This window comes from Paralteromonas sediminis, assembly GCF_003820355.1.
Lineage (GTDB): Bacteria > Pseudomonadota > Gammaproteobacteria > Enterobacterales > Alteromonadaceae > Alteromonas_F > Alteromonas_F sediminis.
In genome coordinates this window covers 530814-555904 of record NZ_RPOK01000001.1, presented here as the reverse complement: position 1 = coordinate 555904, position 25091 = coordinate 530814, and the positions used below count along the sequence as shown (strand labels likewise).

Sequence of the window (25091 nt, the reverse complement as noted above, 5' to 3'; positions counted from 1 at the left end):
AGGCATAAAAAAAGGTGGCCAAAGCCACCTTTTTTAAAGACGTTTTAAACGTAGCAACAATTAGTTACCGTTGTTACCGTCGTTTGGCAAGCCTGCTTCGTTACCTTGAGTAGTAGCAGTCATGTTGAACAACGAACCGTCGCCAGTACGCATTAGGCCAAGACCTTCACACGTATCGAATGCACCTTTAAGGATAAGACGTGCACGACCTTCGATGTCGTCAGCTGTGATACCGAATACTTCTTCGATAGATACAACTTCACGGCCAGACGCAGCGTCACGGGTAGCAGCTTCTGTTGAGAAGATTTGCGTAGCGCTAGTAGGTAGAGCTGGAGCAACTGTAGTGTCAGCAGTACCTAGGATAGAACCGTCTTCGTTGTAAAGTGTACCACGGATATCACCAGCGTTAGTCGATGACGTGTTTGTCAAACGAACGTAAGCAACATCATTAGCAGTAGACTTAGGAATGTTGAAGAAGCTAGCGATACAACCGTTGCGAACTAGGTCACCAAAGTTACCATCTTCTTCAGCGATGTTATCATAACGCGCGTTGAAGAAGTCTACATTCCAAGTTGCTTTAATCTGACCAACTTCAGGGATTGTAGTCGCATTAGCACCTGCCAACACAGAATAACAAACCTGATAAGTGCTTGTTAATTGAGTTGTTGTTCCAGAAACAGCGATATCAAAGCTTTGGATTTCTGCAGCAGAGATAACGTTGATTGGGAAAGCGTTAGTAGAACAGTCAGCAGCTGAACTCAAGTATACACTTGAACCAACTTGTAGCTCACCTGTACCAACAGAGAAAGACAACTCGTGAGTATCACCACCTTGGAAATCAAAGTCGTCGCCGTTCTCTTTACGTACGTTACCAGTAATACCAGTAAACGTAGGAGCAGCAGCATTCAAGCCAAGCTGAAGGGTACCCAAGCTAATTACACTTACATCACCAGCTGAATCAAAGTCAGAACGACCATCTTCAAAAGTAGTGTTAGTGCTGTTCGCATCGGTGAATGTCTTCTCACCGTTACCAACGTTAATGCGTGTTGTCGCAGTGAAATCATTTGGAGTAGCGGTCAAAGTGAACGGCTTCATTGAACCAAAGATAGTCAATGGAGTGTCTGTTGCAGTAGTAGCAACACTGTCACCTGCGAAATCGTTTGGCGCTTCTACGTACTCAACACCCAACTGAACGCGCTTGCTACCGCTGCTAGGATTGAGAGCAGAGGTTAGATTCTTAACTGCGTAACCGACAAAAGTAACACCTTCAAGAGTCTCACCGTTACCACCACCATCAGCTCCGAAAGTAATTTCGAATGTAATAGTGTTATCACCAATCGCACCACCTTGAACCACTTCATAAGTAAGCGCAGTATCAACGTTTGCACCAGAGGTCAACGAGAATGCACCACTATTTGGAGCACCGGAACCACCGTTTGCGTTGTCAACAAGGGTAGTAGTTGACAAATCTTCACCGAAAACTGCACCACCGCCAAGTGTAAACTTAACAGTCGCAACACCTGCTGTTCCGTCTTCAACGTCACCCGCAACCGTTGCACCTTCAGTTAGGTCGAAAGTAACCTGAGGCGCAGTGATAAGTGTTTCTTCAGAACCAGTACCCGGATTACCGTTACCAAAGATAACATCTGCAAGAACGACTGTTTGGTCACCGCCGCTAAAGCCGAGATCGCCAGCAACTGCAGGAACAGCTGTTGCTGAAGCCAAAGCTACTGCGAGTGCGGTCTTGTTAAATAATTTCATTATGAAAATCCTTAAATATAGTTATAAAGCTATAGCCGTTTAGATCATTGTAGTTCAGTTAGCGCACTGTTCCAAAATGCCTAAACATGTTACTAAACGCATCAATTGAGATAGGGCACCCGATTAATTGATGCGCCTTTCACGAAAATTGATTCTATTAGTAACATTTCAGAAGTCAACCCTTAGATAGGGGCTGAACCTCAATTAAATTAAGTTAATCAGGTAAATAGTTAACCCTGATCAAGAAAATAGGCTTTTTTTTAAACAAAAACAAGTCTGAGCTAAAACCTATTTCAATAGTATCACACAGCCCTAATATATCCATCTGATACTTTTAAAGCTCCTAGGCTTACTCAACCCCACTCGCTGCAAAGCAGCAGCAAAGACAAAAAAAGACAATAAAAAACATATAGATAGGCCGCAGTATTTTATTTTTTCTAGACCCCAACTCTTTCACTTAAGGCATTTGCTTCTCATGCTTGCACTGCTGTTATTTCAGGAACTAAAGCCCAAGAATGGATTTAACTAGGCTAAAATACAATTGTAGATAGCTATCCATAGGCCGAGCTATTTCATGTCATAAAAATTTCATTCTTCATCTACATTTTTATTTGTTGCCATAACTAATTATCGATGCTTATAACGATACAACTGCGCCCCAAATTCTAATCGACCACTTTTTAGACAGGTAGTTGGTAAAGTCTTTTACTATTGAGCGAGGCAGAACATAGGTTTTAACCATGACCAATTGTTAAGAGCGATTGTTTCCTACTCACTGCTTTGAGTTCCCTGCTTATTTGCATTACTATCCGCTTCGTTAAACTGATTACGCACAGCATCATCACCAAGAGATAATAATATGACACAGCCCCTAGGTACCCTCTTAGTAGAAGCGGGTGCACTGACTGAGACGGATTTAGCCAAAGCACTCAATATTCAAACGGAAATTGGTGGCAAATTAGGTGCTATTTTGGTTCGTATCGGTGCTTCTTCGGAAGAAGTGGTGATCAAAGCACTGTCTAAGCAGTTATCGCTTGGTCTTCTGGGTGACGATGTAAAAATCCCCGACCCGCAGCAAGTGTTGGAAACCTGTCGGGCACACACTATCGATGTGGAATGGATGCTAGACCAACACGCAATATTGTGGTCTGAACAAGGCCTTGAACAACAGCTTTTTTGCGCAGCAAGGGATCCGTTAAGTGACCCCTTACTCTCTGCACTTGAAGTGCTATGCCCGTCATTAGAAGTAGTGCCTTGTTTTGTGTTGTCTCAAGATTACGATGCATTATGCAGAGCGGTTGATAAATTAAAAAATACCTTCGCTAGTCAAAACAGTGAAAACGAGCATTATTTAAAAGAATTGGCAGAAGAGGCGCCTACCATAGAGTTGGTCAACAATTTATTTGCTCAAGCCGTGGATGCTAACGCTTCCGATATTCATTTCGAGCCAGAAGAAAATAGCTTTCGGGTGCGCTTTAGAAGTGACGGCGTATTAACCACTAAGCTAACCTTGGGAAAAGATAAGTTTGATGCTTTGGTCTCTCGTATAAAGCTAATTTCAGGCATGGACATTGCCGAGCGACGTCTGCCGCAAGATGGCAGTATTTCAACGCGCGCAGGGGGGGTAGAGATAGATATTCGTGTGTCTGCCCTACCCGGTGTGCATGGCGAGTCTATGGTGTTGCGTTTACTACCTAAAGATAAGAAACGCCTTAGCATGCACAATTTGGGCATGTTGCCGGATCAGATGGCAGCCATGGCCAAGTTAGTGCGACAACCTCATGGCATTATTTTGGTGACCGGTCCGACAGGTTCGGGTAAATCTACTACACTTTATACCGCGCTGGATGAGTCGAACGAGAATAACAAAAAGATCATTACGGTTGAAAACCCGGTTGAATTTAAACTGGAAGGCATTACGCAAACACAGACCAATGAGGATATAGGCTTAACCTTTGCCGCGTGCCTCAGAACCATTTTGCGCCAAGACCCCGATGTGATCATGATTGGTGAAATTCGTGACCTGGAAACCGCAGAAATTGCCATGCAAGCCGCCATTACCGGTCACTTAGTACTGTCAACGCTACATACCAATGATTCGTTAAGTGCCTTTAGTCGTTTGGTGGATATGGGCGTGGAACCCTTTATGGCCGCCACACCAGTTATAGCCACTCAGGCGCAGCGCTTGTTACGTAAACTGTGTTCCCATTGCAGCCAGCCTACTCATACCGTTCCGCAGGATGCATCGATAATTGCGGACATAGCCAAAACCAGTGGCATTGACCAATCGGCCAATTGGAAGACAGCTGTGGGATGTGACCATTGTCAAGGCACAGGCTACAAAGGTCGCGTGGGCATTTATGAGCTTATTGAGATAAGTGACCGAATGCGTGCGCTAATTTTAGCGCAAAGGCCCGTTAATGAGATGTACACTTTGGCAAAACAGCAAGGTTACAGAAACCTTTATGAAGACGGTATGTTAAAAGCGTATATGGGCCAAACCAGTGTTGAAGAGGTGTTTCGCGTATGCCGCACCAGCGAGGCGAGTGATTTATGAGCCAGTTCGCTTATGAAGGCGTGGATAAGTCGGGCGAAAAAGTCACAGGTATTATAGATGCCGAAAGCTTTCGTGCAGCTGCGCGTCAGCTTGAACAGCGAAGCTTTCAAATTACTACGCTTAATCCCGTTGTGGCGACACAAAGCAAAGCGAAAACGCGCACTAAAGCAAAAATTAAAAAAAACGATGTGATTTTAGTTTTTTATGAAATTGCCACCATGTTGCGCGCCGGCGTTACCCTCAAAGAAGCCGTGGAAGCCCAGTGTGAATCTAGCCACTCAGACGCAATCTTAGCGATATTTCAAAGCTTATTGAAACAATTAAAAGCGGGGGTCGCCTTTTCAGCTGCGGTAAAAAACACCGACCTAACTGTGCCTGATTATATGTATTATCTGATTGAATCTGGCGAGATGACCGGTAGTCTGGCCGATGCCATCGAGCAAGGCGTAGAGCAGATGGAATACGATTTAAAGGTGCAATCTGATACCCGCAGTGCCCTAATTTACCCGTCTATCTTGGTTCTGTCAGGTGTAGTCGCTGTAGGCATAATGTTTTTATTTGTTGTGCCCAAATTTGCATCACTGCTGAACAATGCTGAAGACATGCCTGCTTTGGCATGGTTTGTCATTACTTCAGGGGTGTGGGTAAACGACAACAAATTAGGTGTATTGGTGGGTTTTGCAGCCCTGGTGGCGTTAACGTTTATGACGTTAACCCAAGAACGCTTCAAAGTGCCACTGCTGAATTTTACAAGTAAAATGCCGATTATTGGCGGTTGGTTAAACGAAAGCGACATGGCAGTATGGTCAAAAATGCTGAGCATTTTACTAGGCAGCAAAGTGCCTATGTTAGACGCCCTCACCTTGGCAGCTAAATCTAGCCGCATCCCATGGCGTAAAGCCCGACTAGCACAAGTTAAATCTGGCGTAAAATCGGGGATGGCGTTATCTACGGCATTGCATAGGGAAGAGGTGGTGTCGTCTACTACGGTCAACTTGGTTAAAGTGGGTGAAAAGTCAGGTGACTTATCTACCACGTTAGCGTCTGTGTCTCGGCTGTATGATCAAGCCAGTAAAAAACGCATGCAAACCTTGCTGTCGCTTATCGAGCCGATTGCGATTTTGGTGATTGGTGTAGTGATAGGTGTCATAATAATGGGTATTATTTTAGCGATCACGAGCGCGAACGATATTGCTATTTAACGATTGAGGATAGAATGAGAAATACAAAGTCTCGGGGCTTTACGCTACTCGAAATGATTGTGGTTTTGGTGATTATTGGCCTATTAATGGGCTTAGTCGGCCCTCGTGTGTTCAAACAAGCAGACAAAGCCAAAGTGCAAACTGCAGAAGCACAAATCACTATGCTGCGGGGTGCACTGCAAACCATGCGTTTGGATATAAACCGCTTCCCTACCACCGAAGAGGGGCTGTCGCTACTGGTCAACAACAGTTCGCCTGCTAACCCCAACTGGGATGGGCCTTATCTGGACGGCGATCTGCCGCTCGATCCATGGGACAGGCCTTATCAGTACTCGACACAAAAAACCAAAAATCGTCCTTTTGAATTGTATTCTTTTGGGGCTGACGGTCAGTTAGGCGGTGAAGACTATGATGCGGACATCGGTGATATTGCAGAAAGGTAAGTGTTGTTTGTGAGAACTCACCGCGGCTACACCCTTATAGAGCTACTGGTGGTGCTAGCCATTATGGGGCTGTTGATGGGGTTGACCACCCCAAGACTACTACAAATGTATGACTCGGTTAATTTTTCGCTAGAGCGGGACGATATTCTTTATCAGCTGGAGAGTCTGCCTTTTGCAGTGTATCAACAGGGCCGAGCGTTTTCATTATTAGATATTGGCGCAGATAATATAAATTCTGATTCTGCCTCGCTATTGCAACTTCCAAATGGGTGGGAATTAAATACCCGCGCATCGTCAGAGATTATCTATAATCCGCTGGGGTTTTGTAGTGGCGGTGAAGCTGTTTTTACACGCGGTGATCGTGAGCTTAGAGTCACGCTTGAGGCCCCCATGTGCCGCCCTGAGGTGCAATAAATGCCAATGCAAGGTCGCACCATAAAACTTGAAAAAGGGTTCTCGCTGCTCGAAGCGATTGTGGCCTTGCTTCTTGTGACTATGCTAAGTATGACCACCTTCTCCTGGATCAGTAATTTGCTGTTGTCTGTTTCAAAAATCGAAGAGAACGCGCTGCGCAATGTCACACAGCGCAATGTGACTGAATTTATTGAAGATATCAACGTAATGGCCAGACCTTCCGGCATACAAGAACTGGGTGGCGTTACCTTACAATGGGATGCAGCGCTCATTGAACCCATCAAACGTGGAAAAAGTATGACGGGCGGCAATACGGCTTTTGAGCTTGGCCTATACCGCGTTTCAGTTACCCTAACAGATGTCACGGGGAAAGCAGCCCAATTTGAAGTGGTGCAGGTCGGGTATCGGGGTTTATTGGAGTCACCGTTATAGCCATGAATACTGTGAAAGGTAGAACATTCCCTAAAGCACGCGGCTTTACCCTGTTAGAAATGATGGTAGTGCTGATTTTAGTCAGCCTGATCACCACACTAATGATGCAGGGCTTTAGTTTTGTGATGGGACTACAAGAACGTATTCGCACCCAATTGGTGCAGGTAAAAGACACTGAACTAAGAGAACAATGGTTTAGGTTAACAGTTCGCGCGCTACACAGAGGTCGTCCCAATGACAATGCCAGTTTTACGGGCGACGAACAGTCATTTAGTGGCCTCACGTTACAGCCTCTGTTTGCCCAAACGGGCTTACCCTCAAACATTGAATGGCGCCTAGAAGCCGAAGGCGGCCGCACTCAACTGTTGTACGCCGAGGACGAACAGCCCGCTGTGCCCATAATGACATGGATGGAAGAAGAGCCCGTTTTTCGTTACCTGGATGATAAGGGCCAGCTCAGTGATCGTTGGCCCGCTGACCTAAGCGACAACGGCTTACCGTTTGAAGCGTTTTTTAACCAAACAGCCCCCAAACAAGCCTTACCCAGTGGTGTGGTGTTAATGGATGCCAGTAAAGACACTCCCTTATTCTGGTATGTCTCTATTAGCAGTAATGCTTTACCCACTGTAGATGACTCACTATGAAAACGTCTCCGCAATCTCAACAAGGCTTTATTCTAGTTGCCGCCATTTGGGTGATGGCAATATTGGTCCTTATGGTCGGCGCATTTGCCCTCTGGGTTGAAAACAGCCTGAATACGGCGGTGAGTCAAAATCAAAAAACACAAATGGCGCTACACAATGCTTCGACAAAAGCGATTCTTTTATATATTACCGCCACACAAAGCGCCACGCCAGGCGGTATCACTACCCCAGCCCCAACATCCACTGGCGGCGGTGAGGTATCGATTTCACTAGAAGAGTTTTTCGCCAATGTTCCCGTGGACGACCTGGGCGCCAAACAAGTTACCGTTTCAGGCAATGAGCTTAAGGTTGATAGTACCGTCTACTCGGGAGTCGCTGATACACGATTTTCCATTCAGGATTTGAGTGGGTTGATTCCTTTAAATTCACGTTCGCCGGTGCACAGTGAATCGTTATTAGCCCATCTAGATGTAGAGCCAGCCCTGCGCAGCAGGCTTAGCACAATTCTCCTTGACTACCTAGATATTGATGATGGCTTACGTCCCAATGGGGCCGAGGCATTCCAATATACCCAGGGCGGCCTGGCACCACCTGCTAATGCGGGCCTGCTCTCCCGTCAGGAGCTCGTTCGTGTACTGGATTGGCAAGGGGTAGAGCCTTTGTGGAAAAATGATGACTTACTGTCCGTGACAGCCGCGCTTCAATCAACGCATTATAATGTTAATGCGGTACCCGCCCTAGTGGCGCAAATAGCATTTGGGTTATCTGAGCAAGATGCCCAGTTACTCATAGAAGAGAGAAAAGAAAAAAGCTATTTAAATATCAACGAAATAGTGCAACGAACAGGGTTAAACCTATACCCTTATTTCGACACGATTAGGCTTACCCCAAGCCGTGATTTACGCCTGTCATTTTGGTACCCAGATGCAAGACTTAAACGGGAAATTGATGTACACTTCCTGTCCGTTACGAATGCTGGTGACTCTCCATGGATAATCAGTAGAGATATAGTTGTGCCAATATCGGAATCAGAAGCCATTGTTGAACCCCGCCAACCTCAAACAGACCTTTTCCGCTAGCCACTATATTCAGGCAGCAGGGGACATAATGTTCCCGGAAAAGTTAACCACCCGTGCTCAATGGATAGTGGGCAGGAGCCAGTGCATCTATCGAATTTTCCCCACTTCAGCACTGCCGAGTAAAAATAAGGAAGACGCCCTTGCACTTTTGGTAAAACGCTGGGCACCTTTTGCCAAAACTGGCTTCCATGCAGTGTGGTTTGACAATATAGTTGGGGTATGGGCCTGGGATCAGGACAAAGTCGACCAGCACATTGAAGAAGTGGGCGTGCAGGCTATATCGACACTACCTGAATCTGTCTATTATCCCAAACAAAGCGAGACAGTGGCTTGCTGGCAGGCATCCGTAGATGGCGGCTTTACCTTTCAGCTATGGAATAACGGCAATCTGGTAGCGGAAAAATGGTTTGCCAACAAACCGGCGGATGCCCGCTTTACCTTGTTTTTACGATCAATCGAACAACCTACTGCCAACAAGCTTGACTGGGACAGGCTACAGCAGCTTTGTCTGCATGCCACTGACAGCAACACCACTGAGCGTCTAAGCATACCGTGGGGGGCAAAAAGCAAAAACTGGTCAATCGTACAAAAACTCCCTTGGGAGCATAGCTTGCTGCTGTTCATGTTGTGCTGTCTAAGTGCCGCTTATTTGTGGGTTATCACCAGTACAGTACTTACCTCCATCTCACTGCAACAGGTAAAAGACAGAAGTGAGGCTGCAGCCCAGGACGTGGAAAGCATTTTAACGGCCCGTTCGCAAGCTGAAACCTTGAACAATAAAGCCGCCTCTTTAATCGAATTGATTGACTATCCGTCGCAAGGTGCCATGATGGCCGACGCGGCAAAAGTACTTACCCGGCATACCCTTATCTTGAAAGGCTGGGACTTTTCAGGCGGCAGTTTAGAAATAATTTCAGAGGGCAAGGTTAATACCCTTGATGTGGTGAAAGAGTTTGAAAAGCTGGACTGGATACAAAGTGTTTCAGTGTCTTCATTGCGAAACAATGCGCAAAACAAGTTTACTTTGAACATACAGAGGGCTGGGTAAATGGACGCACTCAAGGAACAGTTCACCGAGCAATGGCTTGAAGCTAAACAGCAAATAGCGTCCAATGTTCGCTTGCGCGTAAGTCTTTGGATTATGCTATTTATAGTGCTGGTTTACCCAGCTTTGGTACTGCACGACTATAAGCTTTCTTTAGACAATGAGATAACAAAATCCCTTGAGCGTGAGGCCAGAGTGCTGCGTACTGCCAATGAGTCAGCCTGGTTTGAACGCGCTGAAAAAGCGAAAGAAACCAGTACCCAAATTGAACGTTATTTTTGGCAGGCTGAATCAGCAGGTATTGCAAAGGCGACCTTGCTACAAACGTTAAACGAGTGGACCACGCAAAGCGGGTTCAGCAATGCCCAAGTTCGGCTTGAAGAACCTTTTATGATTGAAGGACAAGATAGTATTTACAGAATTGCTGGGCAGATCGATATTACCTTTGAGGCCAAAAACAGCATGGCGCTGCTGGAAAAAATTGAGTCTAACGAAAAGAAAATTATTATTGAGAGTATGGAAATTGCCCAGCGCACCCGTCCAGTACACAAGCTGGTGATTGCCGCCTACTTTCAGGTTGAGAGGTCTTCCTGATCATGTCTTTTAGAGCATTATTTAGCATGCAATGGATGGTGCTTGTTGCCGCAGTTGGCCTAGTTTCAGCTACCGCAGCTTGGGTAACACAAACACCCTCTACGGATGCCATAGCGTTAGAAAGCCGCGACGGTACTTGGCAGTCAGCTTCGTTTGGCTATAAACAGGCTTCAGGAAACACCATGAAGCAGATTGACATGAATGCTTTGTGGGGTTTGACTCCCAAAAAGGATGTTGAAGCAACGGCTAGCACCCCATGGGCATTAAAAGGCATTATCGAAGACAACGGGCGTAAGGTGGCGATTATTGATGTGGATATAGCCGCCAAATCAAACACGCAAGACAGATATCAACGCTTTCTGGAGGGGGACACCCTTCCCGATGGTGCTGTACTGGTAAAAATAAATAAAAGCCAAGTTGAATTTACTAAAAACGGAACAAGCAGTGTTAAGCGCTTTTTTGAACAGCAATAAGTGACTAACGACAGCGGACGAACAGAAAATTATTATGCAATGTAAGAATATGAAAGCTACATGGGTTAAACAGTCATTGTTAACAATTGCGGTGTTATCGCTAACATCTTGTTCTGTGGTACGTGACTACGATCTAACACCGCAAACATTAGAGGTAAATAAACCCAACGCTACGTCTGCGAACAGCAGTCAAGTGAACGCAAACTCTACCAATAACTTAAATGGCCCAAGAATAAGTCAGGGAGTGCCTCAGCCTCCAGTGGGTAAGCAACCTTCCACCGCGCTTAGTTTCGACAATGTGATGGCGATGGAAGGCGAAGCTATAAGCATGAATGTAGCCAGCCTGCCGTTACCGCAGTTTGTGCATGAAGTGTTGAGTAATCAGTTAGGCCTATCTTATCACCTTGACCCACGTTTAGAAGATAAAACAGACTTAGTCACACTCAGTATTGAAGATCCACTTAAGCCCAAAGATCTCTATCGCACCATACAAACTGTACTGCAGGCTTATGGGGTGGCACTCCGCAACGATGAAGGCCTAGTCAGGGTCGAGTTTTCTCCATCAGGAAGAAGCACAGAGCCTCCTATACTGGTAAGCGGTGAGGCACTTCCTTCTGTGCCTACAACCCACAGACCGGTATTTTATCTGATGGATTTAAACGTGGTGCAGTCACAACGAGCGGTAGGCTGGTTAGCTCAGGCCTTTGAAGGGCAAAATGCTAAGTTCAGCTCAGACCCTGAGCGCAACGCGGTATGGCTACGCGGCTCACTGGATGTAGTCAAACAAGCTGTTGAAGTCGTAAAACTAGTAGACCAGCCACTCATGCGCGGACGCAACAGCATACGTATTGAACCACGCTATTTAGGGGCAGACGTGTTGTCTAATCGAATGACTGAGATGCTACAAGCCCAAGGTTATTTTGCCTCACAAGGTCGCCCCGGTGCGGTGAGTTTGTTCACTATTGAAGAAACCAACAGCATTATTGTATTTGCCAACGACAATGAGGTGCTCGATTACGTAAAAGAATGGGCGCTCGAACTGGATCAACCCCTAAAGCAAACAAAAGGGGAGAGCGTTTTTTATTATGAGGTAAAAAACACTTCTGCCCAAGATGTAGCTGATGCAATTAATAGTCTGCTTTCACAATCATCGCTAAGTGGTACATCTCAAGGTAATAACAACCAGCAATCGTCTAACTCAAATGGTTCATCAAGCCAGCAAAGAAAAGGCGATTTAGTGGTAGATTTAGGACGTAATGCTATTTTGTTTTACGGGTCGAATACTGAGTGGGTGACCATGTTGCCTGCTATCGAACGCCTGGATAAGCGCCCACTACAAGTCATGATTGAAGTAATAGTGGCAGAGGTGACACTGAATGATAGTTTCTCTTTTGGTATTGAGTGGGCACTCAACAATGCTAATTCGAGCCTGCTCGGTGATAACACGGCCAACTCAATTTCTATTGGCAGCAATGGACTGAGCTATTTCCCACTGAGTTCATCCGGTTATACCCGGGCAGTATTAAATTTGTTAGCCACCGACAAACAAGTCAGTATCCTACAGACCCCTCGTATTGTGGTGAAAAGCGGGGAAGAAGCCAGTATTAATGTGGGAAATGAAATTCCTATCCTTACGCAGTCGCAAACCAGTCAGGAAGGTGGGGCTGTTACACAGCAGGTACAATATAGAAAGACAGGTAATTCTTTGTCTGTTACCCCAGTTGTTTACGCAGGCGGTGAAGTGGACCTGAAAATATCTCAGGAGTTGAGTGCTTCAACCGCTGACCCCTCATCACCGACCACTACACCCTCGATCTTCACACGCAGTGTGTCTACCACATTGAGTATTAAAGACGGTGGTTCTGTATTGGTTGGAGGCATGATTCAGACCAACGAAACCACTGATGAGAAAAAAGTACCATTTTTTGGTGACATTCCCTTTCTGGGTCATTTATTTACAACAACCGGGAAAAGTACGGACAGGACTGAACTTATGGTGCTCATTGCTCCCTATGTGATTGAGAATAATAGTGATGCAGAGGCAGTAACCAAGGCCTTTAAAGAGCAATTAACTTTGCATCCCACCACAGAAAATAACGATTAACTATGTTCAATACGGAGAAACAACGCATGCGCATAATGGCTATATTATTTTTAGGTTTGTCGATTAATGCTTATGCAGCAGAAGATAAAGTCAAATCAGTTACCGAAACTGACATTCAAGTGGAGCAACAAGCATCCACTGAACTAATGTTAGCTGGGCATATGGATGAAGAACAGCTTAAACAGCAATTTACCGAGATCCGTGAAAAAGGACTAGATTTATCCAAAGATTATAAATGGGAATTTCGCTTCACTGCTAAAATGATGTCGTCTTTGGAAGATTTTGCACAATATGCACATTCGTTAGGCTTTTGGCCGGTAGCTCTTGAGAGTGATGTGAGTGGCGACAACTACTGGCTGTACATTCAAAAAACGTATCAATATACAGAAGAGGATTTTGTAAACGAAGTCACTCAACTGTTTAAAATGGCCGAATATGCCAAACTCAGTACGTTTGACGGTTTTAGCATTGATAAACCCGACGACACCACAGCTCAGAAATAATGAGCATGTATACATGAAAAAGGCCGCTAATAGCGGCCTTTTTTAGTTAATCGAACATTTAACGAGACTTCCAATTATCATTATAGGCCCCTGTGGCACCCCATATACCGTCCCAAATGCCACACAGCATAAACTTCATGCGTTCAAGCCGCCTATCCTGAAGAAAGCTATTGGCAAAAAAACGAATGGGCAACACACAAAGATTACGCAGCTTCCAGTAGTTTGGCACATACCCACGTCTGAGTAATAAAAAGATATTGCGAAATTGATAATACAGCCTGATTGGCGAGCCGACTTTATAGGTTACCCCGGCGAATTTACTTCTGGCATCACCGAGTTTGTGCACCATTTCCACTTTTTCAGCAATGGCTACCATGAGGTCTTGCTCGCGGGCGCGCCAGCACCATTCGTGATCAACGCCATCGATAAATAGGGATTCGTCTTTAAGGCCAATCTGCTCGACCTTAGACAGGTCAATCATCATGCCCGACGAAATAATTTGTGTCACACACACCAGTTCATCATAACGTGCCACCTCACGCTGTACTCTGGGTTTAACGGTTTTTTCCGAGAATGAGCAGATAATGCGTGGGCCAACCGCAATCAACGGGCGGTTTTGCTTTCGAGAGGCAACCAGTAAAGATGACAACCGAAACGCAAACTCTTCGTTTATTTCACTGTCCTGATCGAGCAACATCGCAAATTCACAGCCAGCAGCAATCAGGTCGCGCAAGCCGATATTGTGCGCGGCGGCTATACCAATATTATTGGCAAAGTGGTGATAATGGATATTATCCGTATCAAGCTCGATGGGTGTAACGTGCGGTGAGTTGTCAATAATGGTTACCACGTCAACCTGCTCGCTCACAGCGCGAAGTAGACGCAGTGTTTGCGTCATATCCGGTTTGTATAAAACGACAGCGGCACCAATCACATCACAACTCATCTATTTAAAAAGAAACGGTCAATCTTATAGGCTAATTTTATTAACCTTGCAGGCATCACACGCAATAAAATAACCGCGAAGGCATATGTCACATTGAGTAATGTTAGGCTATTCAACGCCTTCATAGCAAAAAACCGGGCTTTAAACTCGTTGAGCGATTTGTTTAACCCACGACGCTTATAAAAGTCATTTACCCGCCTAAACTCCAATAACGTATCGGCCAAATTAGCAAACTTAAAGCCTTTAGCACACAATTCTATCCACAAAAAATAGTCTTGCGTATTCATCAGTTCACTTCGGTACCTGTGCCCTTGCGCAAAAACAGACATGCGAACACCTACTGTTGGGTGATTGAGCGCGCAGCGACGGGGCAACACTTTTAGAATCTGCTCGTGATGCAGTGGCAATAATCGTTGCCCCACAATTTTTCCATGCTCGTTAATTTCAACCAGCGAGCTACCCAATACATCGACGTCGTTATGTTGCTTAAAAAATGCGACCTGATTGGCTAAGCGATTCGCCACAGAAATGTCGTCTGCATCCATTCTGAAGAAAAATTGGATATCTGGCCATTGCTTGAGTACATGCTCGATAACGTAGTTCATGCACTGACTCAAGCCCACATTCTGCGTACCTTTAAACAAAACAACATTGGCGTTTTCGTTTTGAGTCTGCTCGATAAAGGCGTGTATTGCGTCATCCACAACACCATCAACAACAATAACAAACAAAAAGTCGCGATAACTTTGCGCCAAGATGCTTTCTACTGCACTGGTCACCCAATCTAATCGGTCACCGGCATAGACGGCCATGGCCACAACAGACTCAGGCTGGCCTGACGACTCACTAGCGCCACTGATTGTATACGAATTACTCAATTAACATTTACACCTTGTGCTGCCGACCGCGTTGTTTTTCGTTGTTAATAGGTCACAGCATATTTTTATTGGCGCAAGTATAGCAAACTAGAACGCGGTAATGCTAAATAATACTTGTTACAAAATGAAGGTGGTGGTCTAAAAGACTATTCCTTTAGTGCAAAATTTTCTCTGCGAAGGGTGAGATTAGGGTTATAGGCAGGGTCTGCATCGATATAGTGCTGCCAGGTCGTCTGCAAATACGTTAACTCTTTTTCAAAGCGTGCCCGTTTCTCTGGAGTATTTTCGCTGCCTCGGGAAATGGATTCATAATGAAACAGCTCTGCTTCAGCGCAGTACAAATTACGTAGCCCCAACTTTGCCACTTTCAAACACAAATCAACATCGTTAAAGGCCACAGCAAGGTCCGATTCATTAAACCCACCCACTTGCTCAAATGTCGCTTTACGCAACAGCAAACAGGCCGCGGTGACGGCACTAAACGCATTGGTGCAAGCCAATCGGTTTAAGTACCCAGGGTGATAGTCAGGGAAAAACTTGTGCGCATGCCCTGCTCCGCCCCCATAGCCCATAACAACGCCAGCATGTTGCACCCGTTTATTCGGGTAAAACAGCTTAGCGCCAACACAACCAATATCGTGTCTTAGCGCATGACTCACCATATGAGATAACCAGTCTGGCGAGATAACCTCAATATCATTATTCACAAAGGCAAACAACTGGCCTTTGGCGTGCGACACTGCAAAATTGTTGATAGCGGAGTAATTGAAAGGTTTTGGGTAAGGTATAAGCCGTACGCGCTCCTGTGTTGTATTGAGATGCGCAAAGTAGGCGACAGCTTCTTGATCATCAGACTGATTATCGATTAAGAGTATTTCGTAATGTGGATAGGTCGTTTTAGTGAGTATCGACTCAATACACGTTTTAACCAGGTCTTTGCCATTACGTGTTGGGATGATTATTGACACCAATGGCTGTGCGTCATGATGCCATTGTATTACTGCATTGTGATTAAACTTACTCGGTAATACTTGTATAGGCCATGCATGCTGGCTTGCGGCTTTTGACAAACAGGCAAACCAGTTACCCTCAGTTTCCGTCGCTTTGTGCACGAGAGTGACAGGGCAATGTGCAACATTCATCGCACCGTCGAAATACTGTTCTACCAGCCAACTGGCAATGCTCAAAACTTGCTGGGAGGACAACAGAGATTCAATCAAGCACAGTTGCAGTGCCTCACCAAATACGCACATGCCCGTTCTAATATACCCCGTTGAGAGCTGTAAATCGGGGTTCCACTGCGGATAGCATTCTGGTTGGCTGCGTTTACCTGCTTCGTCGAGCCTATCTGTGTCACATGTGACAATGTCGGCTTTCGCATCTTGCGGTCGTGCATAAGACAGAAAGCCCGCTACAGCGTGTTTATGAAGGCATTCGCCGCTTCGAATAACAATAAGAGGCTTATTATCAGCCGAAAAGTCTTTTATTGATGCTACAGCCTGGACGGCCATGTTGCCATGTTGAGGCACACTGATGTCGCCGTTTGAAATAATGAAGATCTTATTAACCCTGTCGACCTGGCTAAGTTGCCTAAGGCTCTCTTCCACCTCTTGTTCAAGGTTCGCCACCAATAATACATTGGCTGTTAACTCTTGCGAAAGACTCGCATCCAAGTGCGTTAGCTTTACAGTTTGGGTCGGGATCAGTTTGTCATAGCGCGCTTGTAATTGCTTGTCCGACAGCATGCCATAAAATAGCCTGGATGAGTGCAGCGCATTGGCATAAAGCGTCATCAAGCCGTGTTGATGGCGCAAAGCGACACGCCAGCTATTTGGCAGACTGTGTAAAACCTTGCGGAATAACAACAATAATAAACGTAACAGACTGCGCATCATAAAGGCTCAGACACCGCCTATCGTCGTAATTCTTTGACTGTCGCGATAAGAATGCGCGCCACACCAAATAGCAGCAGGTTTACAACAAAGAATAACGAAATATTGTAAATGCGCTCGGGGTGCTCAGCTTCTTCCGGTAAGGTGGGCGATTCCACCGTCACCAGATACTTTATTTGGCGGTATGCCTCAATGCGAGACTTTTCAAGAGAGACTTGAGATGACGCATAGGCCTGTAATGCAAGTTCAAGGTCAATTTTATACTCGCCAAATTTCGCCAATAGCTCTCCAATGCCCAGGTTTTTCTCATCGTCAGGTAAGGCCGCTGTTGAGCCGCCCTGCTGCGTTAACCTGGCTCGCTCGCTTTGCAATTGGTCTTCTAAGCTCTCCAGCTCGCTTTTTGCCTGAATAACCATCGGTGCGGTATCGCTCATACTGCTTCGCAACAATCTGAGCTGTGTGCGCTTCGCCGCAATTTCAGCTTCCAGTGTGTAGGCGATTTGTTGAAAAGCCATGCCTTCAACTTGCGGGTCGAGCAGGTTATGACGGCTTTGAAACGCTAACAGCTTTGCTTTGATATCGCTGAGTCTGTCGTCAACGACCTGGTGTTCTCGTTGCACAAACTCCAGTTGTTTTTTGGCTAAATCACGGCTGATTTCATTGATAAACCACTCCGCCCTTTCAACAATGGTTTGTGTCATTAACTGCGCAAATTCCGGTTCAAATGCTTGTACAGACACCTCAATAACCTGGGATTTGTCGTCAATGACCACGCTAACATAGTCTTCGTAGTAGCTTAGCAGGTCTTCACGACTGGGTTCACTGTCAAGGCGACTGAAAATGTCGTAATCGCTACTGGCATAATGGGCAACAATATCCAGCTTCTCATCTAAATGCACCAGCATGTCATTGGAATAAATATACGAGCGCACCAAGTCGGTATCAGAGCTTCCGGTACTCACACCAAAACCTGACAATAAGGCCAATGATGAATCTAGCGTCGCGGCAGAGTCCTGTTCTTTTACAATAATTTTTGCGTGGCTGACAAACCTGTCAGAGGCCATAAATGCCTGGTAAAACGCAAAAACCAGTAGCGGTACCAATACAAAGCTCACTAGCGGTCGCTTGAATATCACTGCAAACTGATTGCTCTGTGGTGCATCGGTGTTAGGTGTTTGTTCCATAGTCATAGAGCCTGATATCGTTCGATCCCTTCTTCGAGATCGTTATAAAAAGTTAGCTCGCCTTTGTCGAGTACAATGGCGCTGTCACAGAATTTTCTTAATTCACTCATTTGGTGACTCACCATAATGACATTTGAGTGATCACTGATCCGCTGCAAGGCATCTTTCGCCCGCTTTCTGAAATTGGCATCACCCACCGATGTCACCTCATCTATCAGGTAAACGTCAAAATCAATACTGATAGAACAGGCAAACGCCAATCTGGAGCGCATACCACTGGAGTAGTCGCGAACAAAGAGATCAAAGTGAATACCCAACCCAGAGAATAGTTTTATTCTTTCTTCATAGGCGGCAAGGTCTGTCACCCCATTGACTCTGCCAATGAAGCGCGCATTTTCACGCCCAGTCATTTCAGGGTGAATACCGGTTGCCAAGGCTACGGGCCATGACAAAGTGAGATCAGTAATGATCCTACCACTGCTAGGGTATTCACTACCTGCAATTAATCGAAACAGGGTAGATTTACCCGAACCATTTGAACCGAGAATGGCAATGTTGTGGCCGCCGGGAATATCAAAGCTGAGGTCACGAAAAATATACTGATCGCCCAAGTTACTGGGATAAAACTTGGTGACTTTGTCTAATCGAATCATCGGCTAATCGCCTGTTTCCAGGAAATAAAATAAACAGCCAATGCGGCGAATAACGTCACTAATACTGACCCAGCCAGATAACCCAAACTCACCCCTTCAAGACCATAACTAGGCATAAGGGAATAGCGGGTAAGTTCAATAGCATGCAATATGGGGTTCCAGTTCAGATAGGGCCAGAACTCCCGAGGAATATCCTGCAAGGAAAAGAAACTGGCCGAGATGAAAAACAGTGGGCGTGATGCCATTTCTCGTACTTTCCCAATTTCCCGCACAAACAGCTCAATGATGCCAAATAACAAACCCAACGCAGCGGCCAAAAGAAACAGCAGAAAAAAGCTCGCAATAAAGAGCAGTCCATTGTCCATCTGCAACTCCAAGCCAAGGAAATACATAATGGCCACGATCGCACTAGCTGTAAATATTTTGGCTAGAATTTCAAATAATGCAGAGGCAATCACCGCGCTGATGGGCTGTACCTGCCTAAAGGCATATAACGCCTTGTTTCTGCGCACCGATGTGGCACACGTTTGCAGCGTTTTAAGAAAACTTTGTATAAACAGAATACCCACTGACATAAACAAAAATGTTGGCAAGGTATGCGTGTAGGGGCCATTGAGAATACCCCGAATAAACGACAGCACCACAATAAACACAACCGGATTAACGATGGCCCAACTCAAGCCAAACTTATCGTTAAAGCCAGTGCGAATTTCTCTGGTAAACAAAGCGAAAATAACATCTCGCCATATTTCCAGTCGGTTCCGTTTATGTTGCGTTACTGTTGACAAGACGCACCCGTCTTACTAGTCAATAACAGCGTTAGCTGTAACCGCTATTTGATACAAAATTTGCGTGATATCTTTAACACTTTGCATCAGCTTAGTGTCGACTTTAGGCAATACCAAAATTTGATCGCCGGGTTTCAATGTGGCTTCACCATCGCCGTCAAGCCAGAAGTTATTGCTGTCGAGTGTGACGAAACGGCTTAAACCGTTGGCATGAATAACCAGCACCTGCTCCGCTTCAGCACGTTCGGTAAATCCGGCCGCCCAGGCAATATAGTCTTCTATATTTGCATTTTCGTTGTAGACCAACGCCTGCGGCATCATGACTTCACCTGATACCTGAATAACATCTGTGCGCTCAGGAATAACTATTTCATCGCCCTGCTCGAGACGAATGTTCGCCACGTTGTTGTTGTCGGCAACAATCACCTTACCCAACGGCTTTACCTTTCGGGCGCGTTCAATGAATTGTGCAACAAGCTGAGCTTCCCGTGAGCGAATTAACGCCTCACCGTCACTCGATGCTGGTGCAGTGAATACGCTCCGCTCCAAGCGTTGCAATGATTGCTCAAGTAACTGCTTTTGCTGCTGTGCAACGCTCTTGCGTTTGATATACACGTTTTCAAAATTAGCAGAGTCGGGATCGATGGCCACATAACTCAGCATATCAACCAAGCGTGTGCCCTTTTTCAACGAATAAAACGAGGGCCCTTCATAACTGCCCGATATTTGCACACTAATGACTTTTGGACGAATATCGTCGTTAAACAGCACAACGTCGCCGTCTTCTACTTCAAACGCTTCAAACTCTTCAAAGGGCACATACACAGAAATAGGGCCGTGTGGTCGATTGCCGGTAACCGCGACATGGGTTGTTTTATTTAATGGTCTGGAATAAGCGATCAAATCACTACCTGAGCGGCTCTCTGGTTTCAGTTCAAACCTGAAGGGGTAGCGAGCTGAACCCTCTACCGTGATCATGGGCCCCTGCTCAGCCACTAGCACCACATCGTTGTCTTTAAACGAAAAGCTCTCTAGCTTTCCATTCTTGAGAAAATCATAGATATCATAAGTGATCAAGGTTTCACCATCACGAATGATAGACACATTCCGATAACTACCCCTTTGTGGGTCTATACCACCTGCGCTGATAAGAAAAAACAGGACTGAATCAGACGCCAAACCTGCGTATTGGCCGGGACGTTGTACCGGGCCTGAAACATACACACTCACTGGCGTTGCTGTAAGCAGGTTAATATACACATTAACGTTATTGGGATAAATTTGCTTGATGCTTTCAGTGACCACAGCATTTAAGTGCGTTGCCGGAATATCCTTCACCCTGATAGGCCCAACATCAGGCACAAAGATATTTCCCTGATTATCGACCGTGATGATTTGAGAGCGCACTACTGCGCCCCACATTTGCATGGCGATTTTATCGCCCGGCGACACTCTGTATTGACTGTTTAAGCCGTCACTGCGTTCAGCAACAAAACCACTGGTAAACAGGTTATGCCCATACGGCTTTGGTTTGCCATCGTCTGCCCTGTTGGCGGCCATGGCAATTTGCTGTTGCGCATTGAAATTTCTGCCTGTGCTATTGCCGTTAGACTGAATATATTGCGACAAGTCCATTTGCTGAGACTGTGCTGCCAATTGAGCCTGCATTAGTTGCTCTCGGGAGAGGCTTTGCGCACCACCTGTGACATTGGGTGCACCAAACACGCCTTGCGTGGTATTCACATTCTGTTGTGCACCGGTGACCGTTTGCAAGCTAACCTGTGCAGACACAGGAAACGCTAAGACCAGCACTGAAACCAATACTAACCACTTATTCATTTTCATTACTCTGTCTCACTGGTTTCGTTTGCATTGAGCTCCGACATTACAGACGGCACCTCAAACCAGTTGCCATTTTGCGACTGACAAAACAGCTTTGATTGGACGCTGTTGCTCATCGTTCGACAATAAGCCCCTCTTGCAGAAAAAAACCGCGGCGACACAACAAATGACTCACCGGCATAAACCTGGCTGCTGCCATAGTCATTAGTATTGAGAATGCGTTGAATTGCGTCGTCAGCAGCAATCACTTGCTCTTCTTGCGCTTCGACCAATGATACTTGTGCGACCGGTTGTACAACTGAAGAGCAGCCAAATACTGCCAAAGCACAACCAATCATTATTGTTTGTCTAAACATAAACTTTGATAGTCTTATTTTTTCGGATGATAACGCTTAACACTTAAGCACGTGTTTTTTGCCTAACAAACCGTAGAATGGTCCATATGTTTTGCAATACGGCGCTGTATACCACCAACAGCACCATAAAACTCCAGAACATTATGTACTCAGAAACCTGATAAAGTTCCCCAAGAATTCCCACAGCAGCGTACATGACGCCCAATAGCAGGATCATTGCCAGTGCGCGACGCGGCGACAATCCAGCACGCATAAAAATAAAATGAAGATGCTGACGGTCAGGCTTGAGAACCGATTGCTTCTTTCTGGCTCTGCGGTACATGATGGCTGCCATGTCCATTAGTGGTAAGCCAATTATCCAGACAGCGGTAATCGGACGCATAGCTGCATCCTGGCCCTGCGTAAAATCTACCATCAACCATACAATGGTAAGGCCAACGAACATACTGCCGCTGTCGCCCATATATATCTTATTACCCTTAAACCCTTTCCAGCTTAGGTTAAACGCTAAAAAGGGCACGAGTGCAGCAACGATCAGCATAGGTGCCATTATGGCCTGTCCCTTACCCCCGGCAACCAGTAAAAATACAACTGCAAGCAGCACTATAAGACTGATCCCTCCGGCCAGCCCGTCGATGCCGTCTATCATATTAAATGCGTTAATTACGCCAACCACGCAGATTAGCGTGAAGAAGTACCCCATAATGCCAAATGTGGTATCACCGGTACCAAAAATATTGCCGACGGATGTGATGTAGTTTTGTGCGGCCAATGCCATGATTGCAGCAACACAAAACTGACAAATCAACCGTCCCTTGGGACTCAAATCAAACTTATCGTCCAGCATTCCTAGCAAAACGATGAAAAAGGAAGCGGTAAAGAACCACGAGCCATTTTTTATCCATACATCGGTCATAATGCTTGCAATTAACACGGCACCAAAGATTGATAACCCGCCAGTTAGAGGAATAACACCAGCATGCTGCTTGCGCGGCGTGTCAGGATGGTCGACCAAACCAAGCTGGTGCGCAAACGGCGTCATGAGAATAAGGAGAATTACCGCAACAAAAAAAGCGATAAGTAGTGGAATAAATTCCAAGTGTGCAAACATAAAGTTTTACGTTCCTTGCGGTGTTTCCGGCGTGCCTAACCCCGAAAATATTGTTTTTATTTTTGTGGGTACCAGTATGGCTATTTTCGATGAGGTACCAAATAATTTTGTCTAAAATACGTCCACTTCAGTCCCATGCATCCATGCGACCGGAAGTATAGCAATACTCAGTCACAAGAATCCACCTTAAAAAGACCTAAGTTAAGGCTTACACGCGCCTTTTATGCGGATTTACTTAAGCAGCGGCGTCCACCATTCAGGGTTGTCTAAATACCATGACACCGTTTTGGCAATGCCTGTCTCAAACGATTCCTTAGGCGCGTAGTTTAGCTGCGTCTGACTTTTTGTTGGATCGATGGCGTATCGTCTGTCATGGCCAGGCCTGTCTGTGACAAAGGAAATGAGCGCCTCGGCGTCGCCCGCAGCCGCTTTCGTCGCTTGTGGAAAACGTGTCTGCAATGACGTGTCGCTGACAAAGGCCTTATTCAGCATGCGACACAACAAATTCACAATATCGATATTGGCCCATTCATTGATACCACCGATATTGTAGCACTCTCCCACCTTCCCTTCGTTGAGAATAAGATCAATGCCTCGGGCATGATCTTCAACATATAGCCAATCGCGTATTTGTTTCCCATCTCCGTAAACAGGGATTGCTTTGTCATACAATATGTTTGTCAATACCAAGGGTATAAGCTTCTCGGGGAAATGGTACGGACCATAATTATTAGAACAGTTACTCGTAGTGACCTGTAGGCCATAGGTATGCAAATAAGCTCTGACTAAGTGGTCGCTGGCGGCTTTACTGGCAGAATAAGGTGAATTGGGTGCGTAAGGCGTGGATTCGCTAAACGCTGGGTCATTTTCTTCCAGCGTCCCGTAGACTTCATCCGTGCTCACGTGATGAAATCGGTGCGCTGAAACAATAGGGCTTTCCCCTAACCACAGCGCTCGAGCAGCCTCAAGCAGCGAGAAGGTACCCATAATATTGGTGGTGATAAATTGCTTTGGCCCTGTAATCGATTTGTCTACATGCGACTCGGCCGCAAAATGCACCACGGTATCGATGGTGTGTTCACGCATGACATTTTCCACCAACACCTGATCACAAATATCGCCATGAACAAAACTAAACTGAGGGTTGTCTTCTATTGGTCTTAAGCTTTCGTAGTTACCTGAATAGGTGAGCGCGTCTAACACTACTACGCGATCTTTGGGGTAGTTTTCTAGCCAGTAACGGACAAAATTAACGCCAATAAAACCCGCGCCGCCGGTTACCAATAAAGATTTAGCTGCTTGCATGTATATTGTTCACTTCGTATGTTGAATTCGTTTTATGACATCTGACAAGGGAGCCTGCCAATGCGATAACTGCAAATCTGGCAGTTGCTGTCTGAGTGAGACCGTACTCAGTACGCTATAATTGGGTCTGGCAGCAGGTGTGGGAAAAGCCTCTGAGCCAATTGGCTGAATGCTAACATCGCCAAATGCATAGTCTTGTTTCTGCGCCAGTGTATAAATAGCGATGGCAAAGTCGTACCAGCTCGTCACACCAAAATCACAAACGTGGTGTACACCGGTTACCGAATTTACAATCACCTCATGGCAGGCTTTGGCCAGTGTGTGCGCCGATGTGGGTGCGCCTACTTGGTCCATCACCACATTAACCTGTTCACGCTCTGAAAACAGTCTGAGCATTGTCTTAACAAAATTGTTGCCAAATTCTGAATACACCCAGCTGGTACGTAAAATACAGGTGCCCTCTGGGTAACAAGAGAGTGCGGCCCGCTCGCCAAGCATCTTTGTTTCACCATAGGCATTAACAGGTTGATAGGCATCATCAGGTAAGTAAGGCGTGTTACCTTTGCCGGAAAACACATAGTCGGTAGAAATATGGATGAATGGCACACCGAGGCCTTTGGCATAATCACTCAACAAACCAACAGCGGTACAATTCAATGCCAATGCTTGCTCTCGCTCCTCTTCGGCCTTATCCACTGCCGTGTATGCACTCGCATTGATAATCGCGGTGATATCTGAGTAATTATTGAGCGTTTGTTCTATAGCAGTTTGATCAAACACATCGATGTCTGTTCGTCCTAAGCACGCAAATGGCACACTCAATTGCGTAAACCGTTCTGCGCATGCCTGAGCCAACTGCCCGCTTTTTCCAATAACAATAATCAT

24 protein-coding genes are annotated in these 25091 nt (G+C 45.8%); 12 read left to right on the top strand and 12 right to left on the bottom strand.

Translation table 11 applies throughout. The features are described 5' to 3' along the window. Nucleotides 1-60: 60 nt before the first annotated feature. Nucleotides 61-1761 carry a hypothetical protein gene (locus DRW07_RS02565; protein ID WP_124026310.1) on the bottom strand — a complete coding sequence of 567 codons (1701 nt, stop codon included), beginning with the start codon at nt 1759-1761 and terminating at the stop codon, nt 61-63. 859 nt (nt 1762-2620) lie between these two features. Here DRW07_RS02565 and DRW07_RS02560 point away from each other — a divergent pair. The 12 genes from DRW07_RS02560 to DRW07_RS02505 are packed head-to-tail and all read left to right on the top strand — an operon-like array spanning nt 2621 to nt 13251. Beyond that, complete coding sequence (locus tag DRW07_RS02560; protein WP_124026309.1) at nt 2621-4318, top strand: GspE/PulE family protein; 1698 nt, start codon at nt 2621-2623, stop codon at nt 4316-4318. Beyond that, nucleotides 4315-5520 (top strand): type II secretion system F family protein, encoded by a 1206-nt coding sequence (locus DRW07_RS02555; RefSeq protein ID WP_124026308.1) that lies wholly within the window; start codon nt 4315-4317, stop codon nt 5518-5520. Before DRW07_RS02560 ends, DRW07_RS02555 begins: the two co-directional genes overlap by 4 nt. Nucleotides 5521-5534: 14 nt before the next feature. Further along, nucleotides 5535-5963 (top strand): type II secretion system major pseudopilin GspG, encoded by a 429-nt coding sequence (gspG, locus tag DRW07_RS02550; protein WP_124026307.1) that lies wholly within the window; start codon nt 5535-5537, stop codon nt 5961-5963. Between the two features lie 9 nt (nt 5964-5972). Then, nucleotides 5973-6377: a prepilin-type N-terminal cleavage/methylation domain-containing protein gene (locus DRW07_RS02545; RefSeq protein WP_205665347.1), complete on the top strand. Its 405-nt coding sequence runs from the start codon at nt 5973-5975 to the stop codon at nt 6375-6377. After that, nucleotides 6378-6809, top strand: coding sequence for a hypothetical protein (locus tag DRW07_RS02540; protein WP_124026305.1), 432 nt, complete (start codon nt 6378-6380; stop codon nt 6807-6809). It begins immediately after the preceding gene. Nucleotides 6810-6811: 2 nt separating this feature from the next. After that, the gene (locus DRW07_RS02535; RefSeq protein WP_124026304.1) at nt 6812-7453 is read left to right on the top strand and encodes a prepilin-type N-terminal cleavage/methylation domain-containing protein; all 642 of its coding nucleotides are present in this window, start codon (nt 6812-6814) and stop codon (nt 7451-7453) included. Further along, complete coding sequence (locus DRW07_RS02530; protein ID WP_124026303.1) at nt 7450-8532, top strand: type II secretion system minor pseudopilin; 1083 nt, start codon at nt 7450-7452, stop codon at nt 8530-8532. Before DRW07_RS02535 ends, DRW07_RS02530 begins: the two co-directional genes overlap by 4 nt. Nucleotides 8533-8560: 28 nt before the next feature. Then, nucleotides 8561-9580, top strand: a complete 1020-nt coding sequence (locus tag DRW07_RS02525) for a hypothetical protein (protein ID WP_124026302.1) — start codon at nt 8561-8563, stop codon at nt 9578-9580. After that, nucleotides 9581-10171, top strand: coding sequence for a hypothetical protein (locus tag DRW07_RS02520; protein WP_124026301.1), 591 nt, complete (start codon nt 9581-9583; stop codon nt 10169-10171). 2 nt (nt 10172-10173) lie between these two features. After that, on the top strand, nt 10174-10644 hold the full coding sequence (locus DRW07_RS02515) for a hypothetical protein (protein ID WP_124026300.1): 471 nt from the start codon (nt 10174-10176) through the stop codon (nt 10642-10644). A gap of 49 nt (nt 10645-10693) precedes the next feature. Beyond that, complete coding sequence (locus DRW07_RS02510) at nt 10694-12748, top strand: type II secretion system protein D (RefSeq protein WP_165870370.1); 2055 nt, start codon at nt 10694-10696, stop codon at nt 12746-12748. A 35-nt stretch (nt 12749-12783) separates the two neighbouring features. Beyond that, a complete protein-coding gene (locus tag DRW07_RS02505; protein ID WP_165870369.1) occupies nt 12784-13251 on the top strand; it encodes a ribonuclease E inhibitor RraB in 468 nt (155 codons plus the stop codon). A 58-nt stretch (nt 13252-13309) separates the two neighbouring features. Here DRW07_RS02505 and DRW07_RS02500 read toward each other — a convergent pair whose 3' ends face one another. The 11 genes from DRW07_RS02500 to rfbD all read right to left on the bottom strand — a co-directional run bounded on the left by DRW07_RS02500 (nt 13310) and on the right by rfbD (nt 25091). Further along, entirely contained in the window at nt 13310-14185 is an 876-nt protein-coding gene (locus tag DRW07_RS02500) for a glycosyltransferase family 2 protein (RefSeq protein ID WP_124026297.1), read from the bottom strand. A gap of 8 nt (nt 14186-14193) precedes the next feature. After that, on the bottom strand, nt 14194-15075 hold the full coding sequence (locus DRW07_RS02495; RefSeq protein WP_338067749.1) for a glycosyltransferase: 882 nt from the start codon (nt 15073-15075) through the stop codon (nt 14194-14196). A gap of 146 nt (nt 15076-15221) precedes the next feature. Next, the gene (locus DRW07_RS02490) at nt 15222-16970 is read right to left on the bottom strand and encodes a glycosyltransferase family 2 protein (RefSeq protein WP_124026296.1); all 1749 of its coding nucleotides are present in this window, start codon (nt 16968-16970) and stop codon (nt 15222-15224) included. A gap of 17 nt (nt 16971-16987) precedes the next feature. Next, the gene (locus DRW07_RS02485) at nt 16988-18157 is read right to left on the bottom strand and encodes a KpsE/RkpR family capsule polysaccharide export protein (protein WP_165870368.1); all 1170 of its coding nucleotides are present in this window, start codon (nt 18155-18157) and stop codon (nt 16988-16990) included. Beyond that, nucleotides 18154-18804: an ABC transporter ATP-binding protein gene (locus DRW07_RS02480; protein ID WP_124026294.1), complete on the bottom strand. Its 651-nt coding sequence runs from the start codon at nt 18802-18804 to the stop codon at nt 18154-18156. Before DRW07_RS02480 ends, DRW07_RS02485 begins: the two co-directional genes overlap by 4 nt. Further along, nucleotides 18801-19592, bottom strand: a complete 792-nt coding sequence (locus tag DRW07_RS02475) for an ABC transporter permease (protein WP_124026293.1) — start codon at nt 19590-19592, stop codon at nt 18801-18803. Before DRW07_RS02475 ends, DRW07_RS02480 begins: the two co-directional genes overlap by 4 nt. 15 nt (nt 19593-19607) lie before the next feature. Continuing rightward, nucleotides 19608-21431 (bottom strand): polysaccharide biosynthesis/export family protein, encoded by a 1824-nt coding sequence (locus tag DRW07_RS02470; protein ID WP_205665346.1) that lies wholly within the window; start codon nt 21429-21431, stop codon nt 19608-19610. 5 nt (nt 21432-21436) lie between these two features. After that, entirely contained in the window at nt 21437-21790 is a 354-nt protein-coding gene (locus DRW07_RS02465) for a hypothetical protein (RefSeq protein ID WP_124026291.1), read from the bottom strand. A 43-nt stretch (nt 21791-21833) separates the two neighbouring features. Next, complete coding sequence (gene wecA, locus DRW07_RS02460) at nt 21834-22901, bottom strand: UDP-N-acetylglucosamine--undecaprenyl-phosphate N-acetylglucosaminephosphotransferase (protein WP_124026290.1); 1068 nt, start codon at nt 22899-22901, stop codon at nt 21834-21836. Nucleotides 22902-23132: 231 nt separating this feature from the next. Then, on the bottom strand, nt 23133-24206 hold the full coding sequence (gene rfbB / locus DRW07_RS02455) for a dTDP-glucose 4,6-dehydratase (RefSeq protein WP_124026289.1): 1074 nt from the start codon (nt 24204-24206) through the stop codon (nt 23133-23135). 9 nt (nt 24207-24215) lie between these two features. Then, complete coding sequence (gene rfbD / locus DRW07_RS02450; protein ID WP_124026288.1) at nt 24216-25091, bottom strand: dTDP-4-dehydrorhamnose reductase; 876 nt, start codon at nt 25089-25091, stop codon at nt 24216-24218.